19 protein-coding genes are annotated in these 17723 nt (G+C 71.1%); 9 read left to right on the top strand and 10 right to left on the bottom strand.

The window, feature by feature from the left end; translation table 11 throughout:
- Positions 1-111: 111 nt before the first annotated feature.
- A complete protein-coding gene (locus tag G6N56_RS01785; protein ID WP_085253753.1) occupies positions 112-534 on the top strand; it encodes a nitroreductase family deazaflavin-dependent oxidoreductase in 423 nt (140 codons plus the stop codon).
- A 132-nt stretch (positions 535-666) separates the two neighbouring features.
- Here G6N56_RS01785 and nadC read toward each other — a convergent pair whose 3' ends face one another.
- The 3 genes from nadC to nadA are packed head-to-tail and all read right to left on the bottom strand — an operon-like array spanning position 667 to position 4141.
- Complete coding sequence (gene nadC, locus G6N56_RS01780; protein ID WP_085253752.1) at positions 667-1521, bottom strand: carboxylating nicotinate-nucleotide diphosphorylase; 855 nt, start codon at positions 1519-1521, stop codon at positions 667-669.
- Positions 1518-3092 carry an L-aspartate oxidase gene (locus G6N56_RS01775; RefSeq protein WP_142280405.1) on the bottom strand — a complete coding sequence of 525 codons (1575 nt, stop codon included), beginning with the start codon at positions 3090-3092 and terminating at the stop codon, positions 1518-1520. The genes nadC and G6N56_RS01775 overlap by 4 nt, the downstream gene beginning before the upstream one ends.
- On the bottom strand, positions 3092-4141 hold the full coding sequence (gene nadA, locus G6N56_RS01770; RefSeq protein ID WP_085253750.1) for a quinolinate synthase NadA: 1050 nt from the start codon (positions 4139-4141) through the stop codon (positions 3092-3094). Before nadA ends, G6N56_RS01775 begins: the two co-directional genes overlap by 1 nt.
- Positions 4142-4187: 46 nt before the next feature.
- Here nadA and G6N56_RS01765 point away from each other — a divergent pair, with 46 nt between their 5' ends.
- Both G6N56_RS01765 and G6N56_RS01760 read left to right on the top strand, forming a co-directional pair.
- The gene (locus G6N56_RS01765) at positions 4188-4898 is read left to right on the top strand and encodes an NUDIX hydrolase (protein ID WP_085253749.1); all 711 of its coding nucleotides are present in this window, start codon (positions 4188-4190) and stop codon (positions 4896-4898) included.
- Between the two features lie 137 nt (positions 4899-5035).
- Positions 5036-6376 (top strand): lipase family protein, encoded by a 1341-nt coding sequence (locus G6N56_RS01760; RefSeq protein WP_085253748.1) that lies wholly within the window; start codon positions 5036-5038, stop codon positions 6374-6376.
- A gap of 5 nt (positions 6377-6381) precedes the next feature.
- On the opposite strand, the gene G6N56_RS01755 is transcribed toward G6N56_RS01760, so the two are convergent.
- From G6N56_RS01755 to bioB, 3 genes are read right to left on the bottom strand one after another with little or no spacing between them, the layout of a single operon-like run.
- Positions 6382-7008 (bottom strand): DUF2567 domain-containing protein, encoded by a 627-nt coding sequence (locus G6N56_RS01755; protein WP_085253747.1) that lies wholly within the window; start codon positions 7006-7008, stop codon positions 6382-6384.
- Positions 7005-7241, bottom strand: a complete 237-nt coding sequence (gene bsaP, locus G6N56_RS01750; protein WP_085253746.1) for a biotin synthase auxiliary protein BsaP — start codon at positions 7239-7241, stop codon at positions 7005-7007. The genes G6N56_RS01755 and bsaP overlap by 4 nt, the downstream gene beginning before the upstream one ends.
- A 4-nt stretch (positions 7242-7245) precedes the next feature.
- Positions 7246-8280, bottom strand: a complete 1035-nt coding sequence (gene bioB, locus G6N56_RS01745; protein WP_085253816.1) for a biotin synthase BioB — start codon at positions 8278-8280, stop codon at positions 7246-7248.
- A gap of 131 nt (positions 8281-8411) precedes the next feature.
- Between bioB and G6N56_RS01740 the strand changes: the two genes are divergently transcribed.
- The 4 genes from G6N56_RS01740 (at position 8412) to G6N56_RS01725 (ending at position 12301) form a co-directional block, all read left to right on the top strand.
- Entirely contained in the window at positions 8412-8657 is a 246-nt protein-coding gene (locus G6N56_RS01740; protein ID WP_085253745.1) for a hypothetical protein, read from the top strand.
- A gap of 87 nt (positions 8658-8744) precedes the next feature.
- Complete coding sequence (locus G6N56_RS01735; protein ID WP_085253744.1) at positions 8745-10577, top strand: hypothetical protein; 1833 nt, start codon at positions 8745-8747, stop codon at positions 10575-10577.
- A gap of 3 nt (positions 10578-10580) precedes the next feature.
- Positions 10581-10949, top strand: coding sequence for a hypothetical protein (locus G6N56_RS01730; RefSeq protein WP_085253743.1), 369 nt, complete (start codon positions 10581-10583; stop codon positions 10947-10949).
- A gap of 68 nt (positions 10950-11017) precedes the next feature.
- Positions 11018-12301 (top strand): hypothetical protein, encoded by a 1284-nt coding sequence (locus G6N56_RS01725; RefSeq protein WP_408632679.1) that lies wholly within the window; start codon positions 11018-11020, stop codon positions 12299-12301.
- 79 nt (positions 12302-12380) lie between these two features.
- Here G6N56_RS01725 and G6N56_RS01720 read toward each other — a convergent pair whose 3' ends face one another.
- Genes G6N56_RS01720 through G6N56_RS01705 form a run of 4 tightly spaced genes read right to left on the bottom strand, consistent with a single transcriptional unit; the run spans position 12381 to position 16029 of the window.
- Complete coding sequence (locus tag G6N56_RS01720) at positions 12381-12896, bottom strand: 2'-5' RNA ligase family protein (protein WP_085253741.1); 516 nt, start codon at positions 12894-12896, stop codon at positions 12381-12383.
- A complete protein-coding gene (gene bioD, locus G6N56_RS01715) occupies positions 12896-13576 on the bottom strand; it encodes a dethiobiotin synthase (protein WP_085253740.1) in 681 nt (226 codons plus the stop codon). The genes G6N56_RS01720 and bioD overlap by 1 nt, the downstream gene beginning before the upstream one ends.
- Positions 13573-14718, bottom strand: a complete 1146-nt coding sequence (locus tag G6N56_RS01710) for an 8-amino-7-oxononanoate synthase (protein WP_085253739.1) — start codon at positions 14716-14718, stop codon at positions 13573-13575. Before G6N56_RS01710 ends, bioD begins: the two co-directional genes overlap by 4 nt.
- A 6-nt stretch (positions 14719-14724) precedes the next feature.
- The gene (locus tag G6N56_RS01705) at positions 14725-16029 is read right to left on the bottom strand and encodes an adenosylmethionine--8-amino-7-oxononanoate transaminase (protein WP_085253738.1); all 1305 of its coding nucleotides are present in this window, start codon (positions 16027-16029) and stop codon (positions 14725-14727) included.
- 61 nt (positions 16030-16090) lie between these two features.
- On the opposite strand from G6N56_RS01705, the gene G6N56_RS01700 reads away from it, so the two are divergent.
- Both G6N56_RS01700 and ripD read left to right on the top strand, forming a co-directional pair.
- The gene (locus G6N56_RS01700; protein WP_085253737.1) at positions 16091-16552 is read left to right on the top strand and encodes a hypothetical protein; all 462 of its coding nucleotides are present in this window, start codon (positions 16091-16093) and stop codon (positions 16550-16552) included.
- 305 nt (positions 16553-16857) lie between these two features.
- Complete coding sequence (gene ripD, locus G6N56_RS01695) at positions 16858-17640, top strand: NlpC/P60 family peptidoglycan-binding protein RipD (protein ID WP_085253736.1); 783 nt, start codon at positions 16858-16860, stop codon at positions 17638-17640.
- The last annotated feature ends 83 nt before the right edge of the window (positions 17641-17723 follow it).

Genomic DNA, 17723 nt, shown 5'->3' with positions numbered 1-17723 from the left:
TGACGGTTGGCAGGTGTTCACGTTCCCCATTCTCCCAGAGCAGCTCAAGTACTTATCCGACCGGTACAGTGCCGGTGAGCAGGCCCACACCGCTTGGCAGAGGGAGCCGTCATGTCCGCGAAGGATCACCCCAACAACGCACCGGGCGTCCCGATGGTGTTCCCGCCTTGGTTCGAGCGCATTCAGATCAAATACATCAATTCGGCGATCAAGCCGATTGCCCGGTTCATGCCCGGCACCGCCACCATCAAGCACCGTGGTCGCGCGTCCGGCACGCCGTACGAGACCGTCATCACCCCGTACCGCAAGGGCAACGTCCTGGCCATCGCGCTGGGCCACGGGAAGACCAACTGGGTCAAGAACGTGCTGGCGGCCGGCGAGGCAGACGTGCAGTTCAGCCGCAATCGCGTGGTGCACATCACCAACCCGCGGGTGTTGTCGGCGGGCACCGAGGGGCCCGAGGCCGAGAAGCTGCCGCGGCTCGCACGCATGCAGCTGCGCCGGATAGGCGTCTTCGTCGGCGACATCGCCTGAGAGGCCTGCCTTGGGTGTGCGCTGAAGGCGTCGAGTGTGCACTAAGGGCGGAATCTCGACGAAATCACCGCCCAGACTTCACACCCAACGCCCACGATGCACACTCAACGCGCCCCGGCCGGCACCACCGAGCTACATGTCCAGGCCGACGTCCAGGGCGCGCACCGAGTGCGTCAGCGCGCCCACGGCCAGGTAGTCCACCCCGGTCGCCGCGTAGGTGGCGGCGTTGTCCAGGCTGAGCCCGCCGGAGGACTCGAGCAGGACGGCCGGCGCGCGCGAATCCCGGCGCTGCACGGCCATTTGCGTCTGCCACACCGGGAAGTTGTCCAGCAGCACCAGTTCGGGCTTTTCGGCCAGCACCTCGTCGAGCTGCTCGAGGGAGTCCACCTCCACCTCACAGGGCAGATCCGGGGCCGCGTCGCGCACCGCCCGCAGCGCGTCCACCACCGATCCGGCGGCCACCACATGGTTGTCCTTGATCAGCGCTGCGTCCCCCAGGCCCATCCGGTGGTTGACGCCCCCGCCCACCCGCACCGCGTATTTCTGCAGTGCACGCAGCCCGGGCAGGGTTTTGCGGGTGTCGCGGACCTTGGCCTTGGTGCCGTGCACGGCGTCGACCCAGGCCGCCGTCGTGGTGGCGATGCCCGACAGGTGGCAGACCAGATTGAGCATCGTCCGCTCGGCGGTCAGCAGGCCGCGGGTCTGGGCGGCCACCGTCAACAGCGGCTCCCCCGGCTGCAGCCGGGCACCGTCCTCGACCCGATGCAGCACCCGGTATCCGTCGGCGGTGAGCACCTCGTCCAGCACCAGCAGGGCGATGTCCACCCCGGCAATGACGCCGGGCTCCCGGGGCACCATCGATGCCGTGGCCACCGCGCCGGCGGGCACCGTCGCGAGCGTGGTGACGTCGGGCCCGTACCGCAGGTCCTCTTCGAGAGCGCGCCGGATCGTGTCCTGAGCGGCGTTGCGTTCGTCGGGCAGCATCATCCGCAGCCCACCGCCGCCAGCGTCTCCACCGCCACCGAGTTGCGGTCGTCGGCCAGCCGCAGCACGCTGCTGCGCACCTGATCCGGCGCGGGGCCGGGGTATTCGGCCCGGTGGTGGCAGCCCCGGCTCTCGTCGCGGGCCAGTGCCGCGGCCGTCACCGCGCGGGCGGCCACGGCCAACGCGACGTCTTCGAAATCGCGACGGCCGGCGATGGCGCGTACCGGCGCCCCCGACAGCGTGTCGGACAACCGGTTGAGCCCGGCGGCATCGCGCACCACCGAGGCGTCGCGGCTCATCGCGGCCTGCAATTGGCCACGCTCCGGGGCGGTGTGGGCGGACGGCTCACACTCCGACGCCACGACGCGGCCCGCCGCCGCCGCATGCGCGGAAGCGGCCTTACCGGCGCGGCCCCCGACCACCAGGCCCTCCAGCAGGCTGTTGGACGCCAGCCGGTTGGCGCCGTGCATGCCGGTGCGCGCCACCTCGCCGGCGGCGAAGAGCCCCGGGAGTTCGGTCTGCCCGTGCACGTCGGTGACGACGCCCCCGCAGCTGTAATGCGCTCCCGGCACGACCGGGATGGGTTGGCGGACGGGGTCGATGCCGGCGGCCCGGCAGGCGGCGGTCACGGTCGGGAACCGGGTGGCGAAGCCCTCGATGCCGCGCGCATCGAGGAAGACGCACGGGTCGCCGGTCGCCTTCAGCCGCGTGTCGATGGCGGCGGCGACGACGTCACGCGGCGCCAGGTCGCCCATCGGGTGAACGCCGGCGGTGACCGAATTGCCTTGCCGGTCAATCAGTATCGCGCCCTCACCGCGGATGGCCTCGGTGATCAGCGGGCGCCGGCCGCCGCCCCCTCCGAAGAGCATCGTCGGGTGGAACTGGATGAACTCGAGGTCGCTGACCGCGACACCGGCCCACAGCGCCAACGCGATGCCGTCGCCCGTGGAGCCCTCGGGATTGGTGGTCGCGCCGTAGAGGTGACCGAGGCCGCCGGAGGCCAGGATCACCGCGGGCGCGCTGATGATCCCGTAGCCGTCCGGGTTGCCAACGGACACACCGGTCACGGCCGTGCCGTCGTGCAGCACGCGCAGCGCGACGTGGCTGGTGCGGATGTCCAGCAGCCGGGCGGCGTGGTCGAGCGCGCGCTGCACCTCGGCGCCGGTGGCGTCGCCCCCGGCGTGCACGATCCGCCGCCGCGAATGTCCGCCTTCGCGCGTCACGTCCCAGCGTCCCGGGGCAGCCTCGTCGAATCGCGCTCCGCCACCGACCAATTCGGACACCGCCCGGAAGCCGTCGGCGACGATCGATGCCACCGCGTCGGGATCGCACAGCCCGGCGCCCGCGGCCACGGTGTCGGCCACGTGGGCCGCCACGGAGTCGTCGCCGTCGGGCAAGACCACCGCGATGCCGCCCTGGGCGTAGTGGGTCGCCGTCATCCGCGACTGCTCGGCCTTGCTCAGCACGACGACGCTGCGCCCGGCGCGGTGGGCGGCCAGCGCGGCGGCCAGTCCGGCCACCCCGGTGCCGATGACGACGACGTCGGCGCTGTCGGTCCAGGCCGGGCGGGCCATCATTCGCCGCCGCCCGGTTGGCCGATCTCGATCATGCGCTGCACGCTGCGCCGGCCGGCCGCGGCGACGTCGGGGTCGACGTGCACTTCGTCGGCGCCCTCGACCAGGCACCGCAACAGCGCCGCCGGGGTGATCATCTTCATGAACTTGCACGACGCGCGGTCATTGACCGCCTGGAAGTCGACTTGTGGGGCGGCTCGGCGCAGCTGATGCAGCATCCCGACCTCGGTGGCCACCAGCACCTTGCGGGCCCGGGTCTCGTGCGCGGCGTCGAGCATTCCGCCCGTGGACAGGATCTTCACCCGGTCCACCGGGAAGGCGCCCTCGCCGGCGAGGTACAACGCCGAAGTGGCACAACCGCATTCGGGGTGCACATACAACTCGGCGTCGGGGTTCGCGCGGGCCTGCTCGGACAGCTCGTCGCCGTTGATCCCGGCGTGGACGTGGCATTCGCCCGCCCACACGTGCAGGTTGGTGCGGCCGGTCACCCGGCGGACGTGGGCCCCGAGGAATTGGTCCGGGCAGAACAGGATCTCGCGGTCGGGGTCGATGGAGTTCACCACGTCGACGGCGTTGGACGACGTGCAGCAGATGTCGGTGAGCGCCTTCACCGCCGCCGTGGTGTTGACGTAAGAGACGACAACGGCGCCGGGGTGCTCGTCCTTCCAGGCGCGCAGCTCGTCGGCGTTGATCGAGTCGGCCAGCGAGCAGCCGGCCCGCTGGTCCGGGATGAGCACGGTCTTGTCCGGGCTGAGGATCTTCGCGGTCTCGGCCATGAAGTGCACGCCGCAGAACACGATGGTGTCCTCGGGCGCCTCGGCGGCGATCCGCGACAGGGCTAGCGAATCCCCCACGTGGTCGGCGACGTCCTGGATCGCGGGCAGCTGGTAGTTGTGCGCGAGCACGGTGGCGCCGCGCAGCTTGGCCAGGCGGCGGATCTCGGCGGCCCACTGCGCGTCGCCCTCAACGCCGGCGTAGCCGGTGGGTGAGTCGGTGACGTCGGCCATCATGTCTTCGGCGAGCAGGTCCATGCGATTCATAACCGTCACGGCGGCTCCTTTCAGCCCAAGAGGTTTTCGACTTATAATCGAAAACATGGGCCATACTAGCACTGAACACGAAGTGCTTGCCGTGGTGTTTCAGGTCCGCCAGGTAACGCCCGGCCCCCGAGCACAAAAACCGCAGCTGAACGTCCTGTTATGGCAACGTGCCCAGGATCCGCAGAAGGGCTCCTGGGCATTGCCGGGCGGGCGGCTGCGCACCGATGAGGACATGACCGCGTCGGTCCTGCGCCAGTTGGCCGAAAAGGTGGATCTCAAAGAGCTGGCGCATCTCGAGCAACTGGCGGTCTTCTCCGACCCGCACCGGGTGCCCGGCTCCCGGACGATCGCCTCGACCTTCCTCGGACTCGTGCCCTCCCCCGCCACCCCCGAGCTGCCCCCGGACACCCGCTGGCACCCGGTGAATTCGCTGCCGCCCATGGCGTTCGACCACGGCACCATGGTGGCCCACGCGCGCACCCGGCTGGTCGCCAAGCTGTCGTACACCAATCTCGGGTTCGCCTTGGCACCAAGGGAATTCGCGCTCTCCACGCTGCGCGACATCTACGGCGCCGCGCTGGGCTACCAGGTCGACGCGACGAACCTGCAGCGGGTGCTGGCGCGCCGCGGGGTGATCTCGCCGACGGGCACCGTCGCGCAGTCCGGGCGGAGCGGCGGCCGGCCCGCCGCGCTGTACCAGTTCACCGACTCACAACTGCGAGTCACCGACGAATTCGCCGCGCTGCGGCCCCCGGGGCAGCCCTGACCACGCCGCGAACGCCCCTCTCGTGACGGGTCTGACCTGCCCGCCGTCGGCCAGAACTAGCTCACAGTGCGGCGATTACGTTTTGGCTACCGCACGTTCATGCGCGACAATGCCGGTTGGCCCTGAAGGGAGCCCGAATGGTTGAGCTCGGCAATCTGGCGGACACCCGTGGCGCGCAGTGGATCGGTCAGCCGCCGCACGAGGAGCTGCAGCGCAAGGTGCGCCCGCTGCTGCCATCGGACGACCCGTTCTACCAGCCACCTCTCGGCTACCAGCACGCGGAACCGGGCACGGTCCTTCGGTCGCGCGACGTCGAGCTCGCGTTCCTGGGCCTGATCCCGCAGCCCGTCAAGGCCGTGCAGCTGCTCTACCGGACGATGGACATGAACGGCGAGCCCGAGGCGACCGTCACCACGGTCATCGTGCCGGCGCAGCTGGCCCCGGAACGCCCGTGCCCGCTGCTGTCGTACCAGTGCGCGATCGACGCCATGTCGTCGCGCTGCTTCCCGTCGTACGCGCTGCGGCGGCGGGCAAAGGCGCTCGGGTCGATGGGGCAGCTGGAGCTGTTGCTGATCACCGCGGCGGTCGCCGAGGGGTGGGCCGTGTCGGTGCCCGACCACGAGGGCCTGCGGGGCATCTGGGGCGCACCTTACGAACCCGGATATCGCACACTCGACGGGATCCGGGCCGCGCTGGGCTCCGAACGGCTCGGGCTGTCCCCGTCGGCGCCGATCGGCCTGTGGGGCTACTCCGGCGGCGGGCTGGCCAGCGCCTGGGCGGCCGAGATGTGCGGGGCCTACGCGCCCGAGCTGGACATCGTCGGCGCGGTGCTGGGCTCGCCCGTGGGCGACCTCGGCCACACCTTCCGCCGCCTCAACGGCAGCTTCCTGGCGGGCCTGCCCGCCCTGGTGGTGGCCGCGCTCGCCCACGCCTACCCCGACCTGGACCGGGTGATCAAGCAACACACCAACGAGGAGGGTCGCGCCCTGCTCGAGTCACTGGAGGACATGACGACGGTGCAGGCCGTCGTGCGGATGGCGGGCAAGGACATGGGCGACTACCTCGACGAGCCGCTCGAGGAGATCCTGTCGACGCCCGAGGTCACCTACGTCTTCGATCACATCAAGCTCGGCGCCGCGGTACCGACGCCGCCGGTGTTGATCGTGCAGGCCGTGCACGACTACCTGATCAGCGTCGACGACATCGACGAGCTCGCCGACGCCTATTCGGCCGGCGGCGCCAGGGTCACCTACCACCGGGACGCGTTCAACGAGCACATACTCCTGCACCCGCTGTCCGCCCCGATGACGCTGCGCTGGCTCACCGACCGCTTCGACCGCCGCCCGCTGACCGAGCACCTCATCAGGACGACCTGGCCGACGATGTTCAACCCGATGACCTACGTCGGCATGGCGCGGCTGGTCAAGATCGCGGCCAAGGTCATCACCGGCCGGAGGATCGACCGCCGACCGCTATGAGACGGCTATGAGACGGCGGCTTCGGGCTCCATGGGCCCGGGCTGAGCGTGCACCGGAAGGGCTCCCAGGTCGTCACGCACGTCCGAGGCCGCCAGCACGGCGTAGACCAGGGCCGCGATAGCGACCGGCCAGACGAGGGTCGCCGCCGCCTGCAGCGGCTGATCCGAGAAGAACACCGGCGGCGCCTCGATGACGTAGGCCACCGCCGGTTTGCCCACCAGCGGCACCGCATCGAAGTCCAGGGTTCCATAGCTGAGCCGGACCAGCACGGCCCCGACCGCCGACGCGGCGGCCGCCGCGACCAGCATGCCGACCGACAGGCCGACGACCATGCCCGGGCCGCGGTGGTCGCGCCACTGCCACACCAGGACCGCCCCCACCACCGCGAGCACGGTCAGCAGGCCGAGCATCAGGCAGGGCGCGTCGAAGAAATGCTCGGACTCGTTGCCCAGGTAGTCGTGAACGCGCTCGCCCGCGCGGGTGATCGCCACCACCGCGTGGATGGGCGGGGCGATCCACGCCCACACCCCGCCGAGCACCGCGCCGACCACCGACAGGCCCAGGCCGGCGAGCACGATCGCGCGCGCCCGCGGCGGGCGGGTCACCGCCGGCGGCGTCGGCTGTTCGGTCATCGCTGCGCCTCCAGATCGGCCGAGTCGACCTGGCCGTGCCGCGAGCATTGTGCATGCCACCCGTCGGGCCGGACCTGCACCACCATCCGGCGCCCGCACTGCGCGCAGAACCGGGGCGGTTCCAGGCCCAGCTGGGCGGCCGTGGGCATCGCCGTCCCCCCCAGTTCCCCGGTGTAGACGTTGTACACACCGGCGCTGACCGCAGCGCCCAACTCGTGACCCACGGTTCCCAGTCTCTTACAGGGTGGCGTTGAGGGCCTTGATCGGCATCTGCAGGTCGTCGAGCAGTCCCAGGTCGGCCTCGGCGGGCCGGCCGAGCGTGGTCAGGTAGTTGCCGACGATCACGGCGTTGATGCCGCCTAGGATGCCCTGCTTCGCGCCGAGGTCACCCAGCGTGATCTCGCGGCCCCCGGCAAATCGCAGGATGGTCCGCGGCAACGCGAGCCGGAAGGCGGCCACCGACTTCAGCGCCTCGGTGGCCGGCATGACCTCGAGGTCGCCGAACGGCGTTCCGGGCCGGGGATTGAGGAAGTTGAGCGGCACCTCGTCCGGGCCGAGCTCGGCCAGTTCCGCCGCGAATTCGGCGCGCTGCTCCAGCGTCTCCCCCATGCCGAGGATGCCGCCGCAGCAGACCTCCATGCCGGCGTCGCGCACCATCGACAGCGTTTCCCAGCGCTCTTCCCAGGTGTGGGTCGTGACGACGTTGGTGAAGAACGAGCGCGCGGTCTCCAGGTTGTGGTTGTAGCGGTGCACGCCCATCGCGGCGAGCCGCTCCACCTGCTCGGCGGTGAGCATCCCCAGCGAGCAGGCCACGTTGATCTCGACCTCGTTGCGGATCGCCTCGATACCGGCGGCGACCTGGGCCATCAGCCGCTCGTCGGGGCCGCGCACCGCGGCGACGATGCAGAACTCCGTGGCGCCCGACTTGGCGGTCTGCTTGGCGGCCTCCACCAGGCTGGGGATGTCCAACCGGGCGCTGCGCACCGGCGAGGCGAACAGCCCCGACTGGGAGCAGAAGTGGCAGTCCTCGGGGCAGCCCCCGGTCTTGAGGCTGATGATGCCCTCGACCTCCACCTCGGGCCCGCACCAGCGCATCCGCACCTCGTGGGCCAGCGCCAGCAGCTCGTCGAGCCGGTCGTCGGGCAACCGGAGTACCTGCAGCACCTGCTCCCGGCTCAGCCCCTCGCCGCGCTCGAGTACCTGCTGCCGGGCTTCGGCCAGGATGTCCGTGCCGTCGGCGCCGGTTGTCGGTCGAGTTGCCGCTTGAGTCACCAGGTACTCCCCTGCATCTTGTTCGTCGGCACGCGGCCGCACCCGCCACCTGGTCGTGGCAGCGTGAATAAAACGGTTCAAAGTAGGGTAACGGCCGCTGAACATGGGGCCCCTGGGGGTATGCCAGCAGGATGACCGACCCGCACGTCACGCTCGTGGCGCACCACATGATCCTGCTGGCGATCCCCGCCTTCCTGCCGGCGATCATCGTCGTCGCCGTGATCCTGTATGTCGCGCTGCGGGATCGCCGCGGTGACCGGCCTCCGCCGGCGTTGCGGGCCGTCGACCAGCCCACCGAGGCGGCGCCGCGGGCTCCCGGTGGCAAACCGCGCGAGCCTGGGCAGCGAACCGGTGGGACCGAACAAAAGGGTGATTGACCGGCCTCCAATCCGGGCATTCCGGTTCCTGCAAGCTGGATCACATCTCCCCGGATCGAACCGGCGCGACTGGGAGGGGCCAAACAAATGGGATCGACGGAGCTCACGTTTGTCGCGGAGCCATCGGCGCGCGGCGCCGGACTGAACCAGGTGATCGGGCTGTCGATCGCCGCGGTCGTGGTCACCCTGCTGATGCTGTGGGTGGGCCACGCGCATCGCACCCGCCGCATCGAGTGGCTGACGCGGATCGCCGACAGAACGGGCGAGAAGTTCCACCGCCCCAACTGGGTAGCGCTGCCCGTGCTGATCTTCACGACGTCGATCATCTGCGCGCTGTTCGGGTTCATCTGGGACGTCAGCTGGCACATCGGCAACGGCCGCGACCCTGGCCCGTTGGCGAACCCCGCGCACTACTTCATCATCATCGGGCTGTTCGGTGTGTTCCTGGCGGGGATGGTGGCGATCGTCCTGCCGTTCGACAAGCCCGGACCGGCGGCCGTGCGCATCACACGTGACTGGCATGCGCCGGTCGGCGGCGTGCTGATGGCCGGGTGCGGGCTCTACGCGCTGCTCGGCTTCCCCCTCGATGACATCTGGCACCGCACCTTCGGCCAGGACGTGACGCTATGGGGCCCAACGCATTTGATGATGATTGGCGGTGCCGGATTCTCCCTGTTCGCGGTGCTGATGCTCGAGCGGGAGGGCGAGCGGGAACAGCCCATCGAGGCGGCACACGGCGCGTTCATCACCTTCCTGCAATACCTGTCCTTCGGCGGCATGTTCATCGGGCTGTCGGTCTACCAGATCGAGTACGACTTCGGCGTCGAGCAATTCCGGCTGGTGCTGCAGCCGATGATGATCGCGGCGGCGGCCGCGCTGGCCGCGGTCGCAGCTCGCATCACCCTGGGGCGCGGGGCGGCGATCATCGCGGCCCTGTTCGCGATCGCGCTGCGCGGCGCGGTGGCACTGATCGTCGGGCCCATCCTGGGCGCCCCGATCAACTGGTTCCCGCTGTATCTGGGCCCCGCCCTGATGGTCGAGCTGGTCGCCTTGACCCCGCTGTTCAGGCGGCCCGTCGCGTTCGGTGCCGTCAGCGGCCTCGCGGTGGGGACCGTCGGGCTCTGGCTCGAGTCGCTGTGGATCGGCGCCGTCTACCACTACCCCTGGCGGATGCGGATGTGGGGCGAGGCGCTGGCCATGTCGGTGCCGGTCGCGGTCATGACCGGCGTCTGCGGCGCTCTGTTCGGCATGGTGCTCACCGGCCAGCGCCTGCCGGGCCGCCGGGTCGGCATCTCCGCGGTGGTGCTTACGGTGCTGGTGATCGGCGGCGCGGTGGCCAACGGGCTACACATCGTGGTGCCCCGCCAGGACACCGCCGCGGTCACCTTGACCGAAGTGCCGAGCCCCCCGGGCCAGCGCATGGTCAACGCCGACGTGCAGCTGACGCCGTCGACCATGGTCAGCGATCAGCCGGACTGGCTGACGATCCTCTCCTGGCAGGGACGCATGGACAATCACCGCGGCCTGGTCATCGACCGGCTGGACAAGGTGGGACCAGGCCACTACCGGTCCACCCAACCGGTCCCGGTGTGGGGATCCTGGAAAACCCTGCTGCGGGTTCAGGACGGCTACACGATGACGGCCGTGCCCATCTTCGAGCCGGCCGATGACGCGATTCCGGCGGCCGAGGTGCCCGCCTTGGCGTCCAGCACGCGGCCGTTCGTGCAGGAGATCACGATCCTTCAGCGGGAGCGCGACCAGAATGCGCCACTGTGGCTGTTCACCGCCGGCTCGATACTGGTGCTGATCTTCACGCTCATGGTGATCGCCGGCCTGACTTGGGGCGCCGGCCGGCTCAACCGGGCGGTCGTCGAGCCCGAGCCGGTTGAGCCGAAGCAGCCGCTGCCGCGGGCGGCGTGAGCCATGGCGATGCGTAACACCCTGGCCGCGGCGTGGGTGGCGGCCCTGGCGTGCGGGCTGGTCGCCTGCGGCGGCTCGCAGACCAAGTCGCAGCGCCCGTCTCCGGACCTGGACGTGACCGTCACCATCGCCAAGGGGCAGGTCGCGCCGACCAACGCCACGCTGCAGGCCAAGGTGCACCAGCCCATCACGCTGACCGTCACCAGCGACGCCACCGACGAGCTGCACGTGCACTCGGTGCCCGATCACAGGTTCGAGGTCGCCGCGGCGCGCGACCAGAAATTCCAGTTCAGCGTCGATGTGCCCGGCACCGTCGAGGTCGAGCTGCACCACCTGGACCGCACGATCGCGACCATCCAAGTCCAGCCGTGAGCGCCGGCGGCGCGACAGCGATACTCGCGCACGGTCTGGGCGGCTCCGGTGATCTCCCGGTGCCGTACATGTACGCGATGGTCGGCGCGGCGTGGGCGCTGACGTTCACGTTCGCGCTGGTGGCGTTCGCGTGGCGGCGGCCACGATTCGACCCGCGCAAGCCCGGCCGGGCCCTGCCGGCCGCGGTCACCCGCTTCGTCGACGCCCGCGCGACCCGCTGGGCGGCGGCGGGCGCGGCGCTCGTCTTCGCGGTCTGGGTCGTGCTGGCCGGCGTGTGGGGCCCGCAATCCCAGACCAACGCCCTGCTCGGGGTGTTCTACGTGCTGCTCTGGGTGGGTTTGGTGGCGCTGTCGCTGGTGCTCGGGCCCGTCTGGCGGGTGCTCTCCCCGATGCGCACGGTGTACCTGCTGACCCGGCGCCTCGTCCCGGGGCGGCCCCGCCTCGCCTACCCCGAGGGCTGGGGCTATCGCCCCGCGGCGCTGGGCCTGTTCGCATTCGTGTGGATGGAGCTGGCGAGCCCGAACTCGGCGTCACTGCCCCTGGTCGAGGGGTGGCTGCTGCTCTATGCCGTGGCGATGCTGGGCGGCGCGTGGCTGTGCGGGCAGCGGTGGCTGGCCCGCGCCGACCCCTTCGGCGTGTACAGCATGACGGTGTCCCGGCTCTCACCGTTTCGGCGGAACCCGGAGACCGGGAACATCGTGATGGGCAACCCGCTCGACCACCTGCCGTCGCTGCCCGTGCGACCGGGCGTCGTCGCGATCCTGGCGGTGCTGCTCGGGTCGACGGCGTTCGACAGTTTCTCGTCGTCGCCGACGTGGCGGGGGTTCGGGGACAGCACGTCGCGCGTCGTCCGCCTCGGTCCGACGGTGTCGTCGTCGGTCCTGCGGACCGCCGGGCTGATCGTATTCATTTCCGTTGTGGCGGTGACGTTTTCGCTCGCGGCGCGCGCGACGGGCGGCGTCGACCAGGAGCAACGCCGGGCGCTGCCCGGCCAGCTTGCGCACTCGCTGATCCCGATCGTGGTGGGCTACATCTTCGCGCACTACCTGTCCTACCTCGTCGAGCGCGGGCAGCAGGCCGTCATCAGCCTGGCCGACCCGTTCGGCCGGGGGTGGAACCCGCTCGGGCTTGCGCACCAGCAGGTGGCCTACGTGCTGTCAACGCACCCGCCGGTGCTGGCCGCGATCAAGGTGACGTGCGTCGTCGTCGGGCACATCGTCGCGGTGGTCGCCGCGCACGACAAGGCGCTGCGCGTGCTGCCGGCCGGCCATCAGCTGACCGGCCAGCTGACGATGATGCTGGTCATGGTCGGCTACACCTTCACCGGCTTGTACCTGCTCTTCGGCGGTTAGCCCGCGGGCGCCCCGCCGGCCGGGCGTTCGCGCTCTACCGCCCGGCTGGCCGGGCGCTCGGGCTCTATGGGCGCTCGGGCTAGATCAGGTATTCGACCTTCTCGTCGCCGTTCCAGCGTCGCAGCGCGGCGAAGCAGCCCGCGATCTCCTGCGGGCGTCCCCCGACGGCGAGCGCCCGCCCCAGCGCCGGCCCCTCGACGCGGCGGGCCAGGGTGACGTGCGGGGTCCACCGGCCGGGCAGGCTGTTGGGCGCCGGCTCGGGCTCCAGCTCGCCACGGCAGGCGCCGTGCACCTGAGCGTGCAGATCGAGCAGCGCCGGCGTCGGGACGACCAGCCGCGCCAGGATCGCGCTGGACCGCCCCAGCAGCAGCGGGGCGCCGACGGTGCACGGGAGCGGGAGGCGCCCGGCCAGCGGCCGCAGCAGCGCGTCGGCGCCCTCACCGATGTGGTCGGCGACGGCCAGGGTCATGTGCGGGCGCCCGGGTGGTGTGCGGACGGAGAGGCCCAGCTGGCTCAGGGCGGCCAGGCCGTCCCAGATCTGGCGGATCGCCGCCTCGGTGTCGGGGTCGAAGAGCAGTTCGATCGAGTGCACCATCAGCGGACCAACGCGGTCACCCAGTCGAGGCCGAACGCCGTCGCGCTCATCGTCGCGAATTGCTCTTGGTCCATTGCCGCGGCCCCGGCGGGCAGCGCGGCCCGCACGGCCGCGAGGCGCTCCAGCGCCGACCGATTCGAGGTCTCCACCGCCCCGGGCCGCGCGGGCCAGCTCCCGATGACCAAACCGGCGCACGGAACGTCTCGCGCCGCAAGGGCTTCCAGGGTCAACGCGGTGTGGTTGAGGGTGCCCAGTCCGGCGCCGGCCACCACCAGCGCCACGGCGCCCAGGTCCTCGGCAAGGTCGCGCAAAGTGACGCCAGAGGCTCCCAACTCGACCAGCAGGCCGCCAGCGCCCTCGACCAGGGTCAGCCGTCCCGGGCGGTCCAGCCCGGCGATGAGCCGCAGCAGCTCGTCGCGGGTGGGCAGGGGCAGGCCGGCCCGCTCGGCCGCGGCGGCCGGCGCCATGGGCTCGGGGTACCTGGCCAGACCGGCCAGCTCGGTCACGCCGGACAGCCGGCCCACCTCGGCCAGGTCGTCGTCGCCGGAGTCCGTGCCGGTCTGGACCGGCTTGCACACGGCCACGTCGACGCCGGCCCGACGGGCGCACGAGGCCAGCGCCGCGGTGACGATGGTCTTGCCGACCCCGGTGCCGGTGCCGGTGATGACCAGAACGGTCAACGGCGCGTCGCGAGCACGTCGGTCAGCACCCTGCGCGCGATCTCCAGGTCCGCATCGTCCAGCGACGCCCGCGCGGTCAGCCGCAGGCGCGAGGTCCCGACCGGCACGGTCGGGGGCCGGAAGCAACCGACCTTCACGCCGGCGTCCAGGCACGCGGCGGCGGCGGCCACGGCCACCTCCGGGTCGCCCAGAATCACCGACACCACCGCCGACCGCGGCACCTCGGCCACGCCGCAGATCCCGGCCAGCTCGCCGGCGCGGCGCAGCACCGCGTCCGGGCGCCACGGCTGGGCCAGCAGCACGCCGAGCGCAGCCCGCGCGGCACCGACCGCCGCCGGGGCCAGGCCGGTGTCGAAGATGAACGTCCGGGCCGCGTCGATCAGGTGCGCACGCACCGCCGACGGTCCCAGCACCGCGCCGCCCTGGCTGCCCAGCGCCTTGGACAGCGTCGTCGTCATGACCACGTCCGGCGCACCGGCCAGGCCGACCTCGTGCAGCAGCCCGCGGCCGCCGCCCCGGACACCCAGGCCGTGCGCCTCGTCGACCAGCAGCACCGCGCGGTGGCGGCGGCAGACCTCGTGCAGCTCCCGCAGGGGCGCGAGCGCGCCGTCGGCGCTGAACACCGATTCGGTGATGACGAGGGCGCGGTCCTCCGCGCGGGAGGCCAGGGCGGCTTCCACCGCCGCGACGTCGCGGTGCGGGGTGACGGCCAGCCGGGCCCGCGACAGCCGGCAGGCGTCGATGAGCGACGCGTGCGCATATTGGTCGGACACCAGCAGCGAGCCGGGGCCGGACAGGCCGACCACGGCCCCCATGTTGGCGGTGTATCCCGAGGAGAACAGCAGAGCCGAAGCGGCGCCCACGAACTCGGCGAGCTCGCTCTCGAACCGCTCGTGCAGTTCGGTGTCGCCGGTGACCAGGCGGGAGCCGGTGGCGCCGGCGCCCCATACCCGCAACGCGGCGACGCCGCCCTCGATGACGTCGGGGTGCTGGGACAGGCCGAGGTAGTCATTCGACGCCAGGTCCAGCTCGGTGGCGACGGCGGGACGCGGCCGGAGCGACCGGCGCAGTCCGGCCTCGCGGCGCTGCCTCTCCACAGCCTCCAGCCAGGCCAGCGGGGATACCTCGAGCGGTGGCTTCATCGACGCTCAGCCTACGAGGCACGCGACGTCGACCATCGCCGAGGTGATCCGCGCGATCTCGTCGCCGGAGCAGATGTAGGGCGGCATCGCGTAGACGAGGTTGCGGAACGGGCGCAGCCAGACACCGCGGTCCAGCGCGGCCGGGGTCGCAACGGCGAGGTTGACGGGGCGCTCGCATTCGATGACGCCGATGGCGCCGCAGACGCGGACGTCGGTCACGCCGGGGAGTGCCCGCGCGGGCTCGAGCCCCTCGGTCAGGCCGGCGCCGATCTCGTCCACCCGCGAACGCCAGTCCTGGCCGAGCAGGACCTCGACGCTGGCGACGGAGACCGCGCAGGCCAGCGGATTGGCCATGAACGTCGGGCCGTGCATGAGCGCGCCGGCCTCGCCGGCGCTGATGGTGTGCGCGATCTCGGTGGTGCACAGGGTGGCGGCCAGGGTGACGTATCCGCCGGTGAGTGCTTTGCCGACGCACATGATGTCCGGGCTGACCCCGGCGTGGTCGGCGGCGAACAGTTCGCCGGTGCGGCCGAACCCGGTGGCGATCTCGTCGAAGATCAGCAGCACGTCGTGCCGTCGGCACATATCGCGGAGGTCGCGAAGGTAGCGGGGGTCGTGGAAGCGCATTCCGCCCGCCCCCTGCACGACGGGCTCGACGATCACGGCCGCCAGTTCCCCGGCGTGCCTTTCCAGCTGTGCCTCGAACGCCGCGCTGTAGGCGGGGTCGTGATCGCGCGGCACCTGCGGGGCGAACACCTGGCGCACCAGAACGTCCGTCCAGAGGGCGTGCATGCCGCCGTCGGGGTCGCAGACGCTCATCGGGGTGAAGGTGTCGCCGTGGTAGCCGCCGCGCCACGTCATCAGGCGGCTCTTGCCGGGCCGGCCGCGGCTGCGCCAGTACTGCAGCGCCATCTTGACCGCGACCTCCACGGACACCGACCCGGAGTCGCTGAAGAACACGGTCTCCAGACCCGCGGGGGTGATCTCGACCAGCAGCTGCGCCAGCCGGGCCGCGGGCTCGTGGGTGAGCCCGCCGAACATGACGTGGTTCATCACCCCGAGCTGAGCGGTCAGCGCGGCGTCCAGGACGGGGTGGCCGTGCCCGTGGATCGCCGTCCACCACGAGCTCATCGCGTCGAGCGCTTCGGCGGGCCCACCGTCCCGGATCAGCGTCAGCCGGGCGCCGCGGGCGGCGACCGCGACCACCGGCGCCATGGACTCGGCGCCGATGGTGCTGTAGGGATGCCACAGGTGCGCGGCGTCGATCGCGCTGATCTGCTCGGGCGTCAACCCGGCCTTCGCCGCGGGCATAGTGATCGAGGGTAAACAGCCGGGTCGCACAAATCCCAACCATCGGGGAGCATGGGACCCCATGGCCTGGCCGCATCAGCCCGAAATCCCCTACCCCGACGACACCGAAGAGCCACCGGTGCCGAAGACTCCCCTCGTCGCGCGGCCGTCGGACGAGGTGAAGCCTCGGGTGCTGCGGCTGCGGGTGGCGGCCTGGGACGTGATCTGCACCGTCGCGCTGCTGGCCCTGCTGATCACCCTCGCCACGGCGACGACCTGGCCGACCCGGCTCTACGGCTTCCTCGACAATGTGTGCGAAGGGGAAACCTGCGGTCCCGTCCCCTACGGCGTGGATTACTACATTCATCCCGTCGTGTGGGGCGGCATCGGTGCCGCGATCGCGGCCGCCGTCGTCGGCCCGTTCGTCTCCCTCCTGAAGGGCTGGTACATGTCCTTCTGGCCGGTGCTTTCCCTCGCCGTCATCATGGTCAGCTCGGTGGCCGGTTCGATCCTCACCACGTTCAGCGAGCGGTACTGGATCTGAGCCTCGGCGGGGCCACCGACTGAGACCGAAATCACAACGGCGCGCAGGCGATTCGCCGCCCCAGTCACCGTCCGGTCACGGTTGCGATAAAAATCCCCCGCGCGCCTCACCAGGCATTTTCCCGTGGGAACTTCTGTTGTAAAAGTGTCTCTAGTGACTGATGTGAAAACTGTGGATCGCTTTCCACGGATACATATCAAGCTCATGCAGCAGCGGCGGGCCCCGACGAGGAGGCGTCCGACGCCCGCCGCAGTAGCGGCCGACGCGCGCAGTCACCGCGCCGAGGCCCGAGGAAGGAACCCACAATGAAACGCATCCACGCCCTCGCGATAGGCCTGGCGATGCTGGCGGCGCCGTTGCTCGGCCTCGGCATCGCCGCGGCCGACCCGGGCACCAGGCCAATGGATTACCAACAAGCCACCGACGTGGTCATCATGCGGGGCCTCTCCCAGCGCGGTGTGCCGTTTGCGTGGGCCGGCGGCGGTCCCACCGGACCCACGCGCGGCAAGGGCTCCGGCGCCATGACCGTCGGCTTCGACGCGTCCGGGCTCATGCAGTACGCCTACGCCGGCGCCGGCATCAGGCTCCCCCGCTCGTCCGGCGAGATGTATCGCTCCGGACAGAAGATCCTGCCGCAGCAGGCCCACCGGGGTGACCTGATCTTCTACGGTCCCGAAGGGACGCAGAGCGTCGCGATGTACCTCGGCAACAACCAGATGCTCGAAGTGGGCGACGTCGTCCAGGTGTCGCCCGTGCGCAGCACCGGCATGACGCCGTACCTGGTCCGCGTCCTCGGCACGCAGGGGATCCCCGCCCAGCAAGCCCCGCTGCAGCAGCTGCCGGCCCAGCAGGCGCCCGTCCAGCAGGCGCCGACGCAACAGGCACCGCTGCAGCAACAGCAGGCACCGCTGCAGCAGGCGCCCGTCCAGCAGGCGCCGACGCAACAGCTGCCGGCCCAGCAGGCGCCGACGCAACAGCTGCCGGCCCAGCAGGCGCCCGTCCAGCAGGCGCCGCTGCAGCAGATGCCGTTGCAGGTGCCGGCGCAACAGGCACCCGTGCAGCAGGCCCCCATCAACACGGCGCGGTAAACCGCCCCGGCGTTCGAAGCCGCCACCCGCTCCCGCGCCTCCGGCGCGCTCAACAGGGAGCGAGTGGCGGTTTTCGGTAAATT

It is taken from the genome of Mycobacterium saskatchewanense (assembly GCF_010729105.1).
Lineage (GTDB): Bacteria > Actinomycetota > Actinomycetes > Mycobacteriales > Mycobacteriaceae > Mycobacterium > Mycobacterium saskatchewanense.
This window is presented reverse-complemented; position numbering and strand designations above follow the sequence as displayed.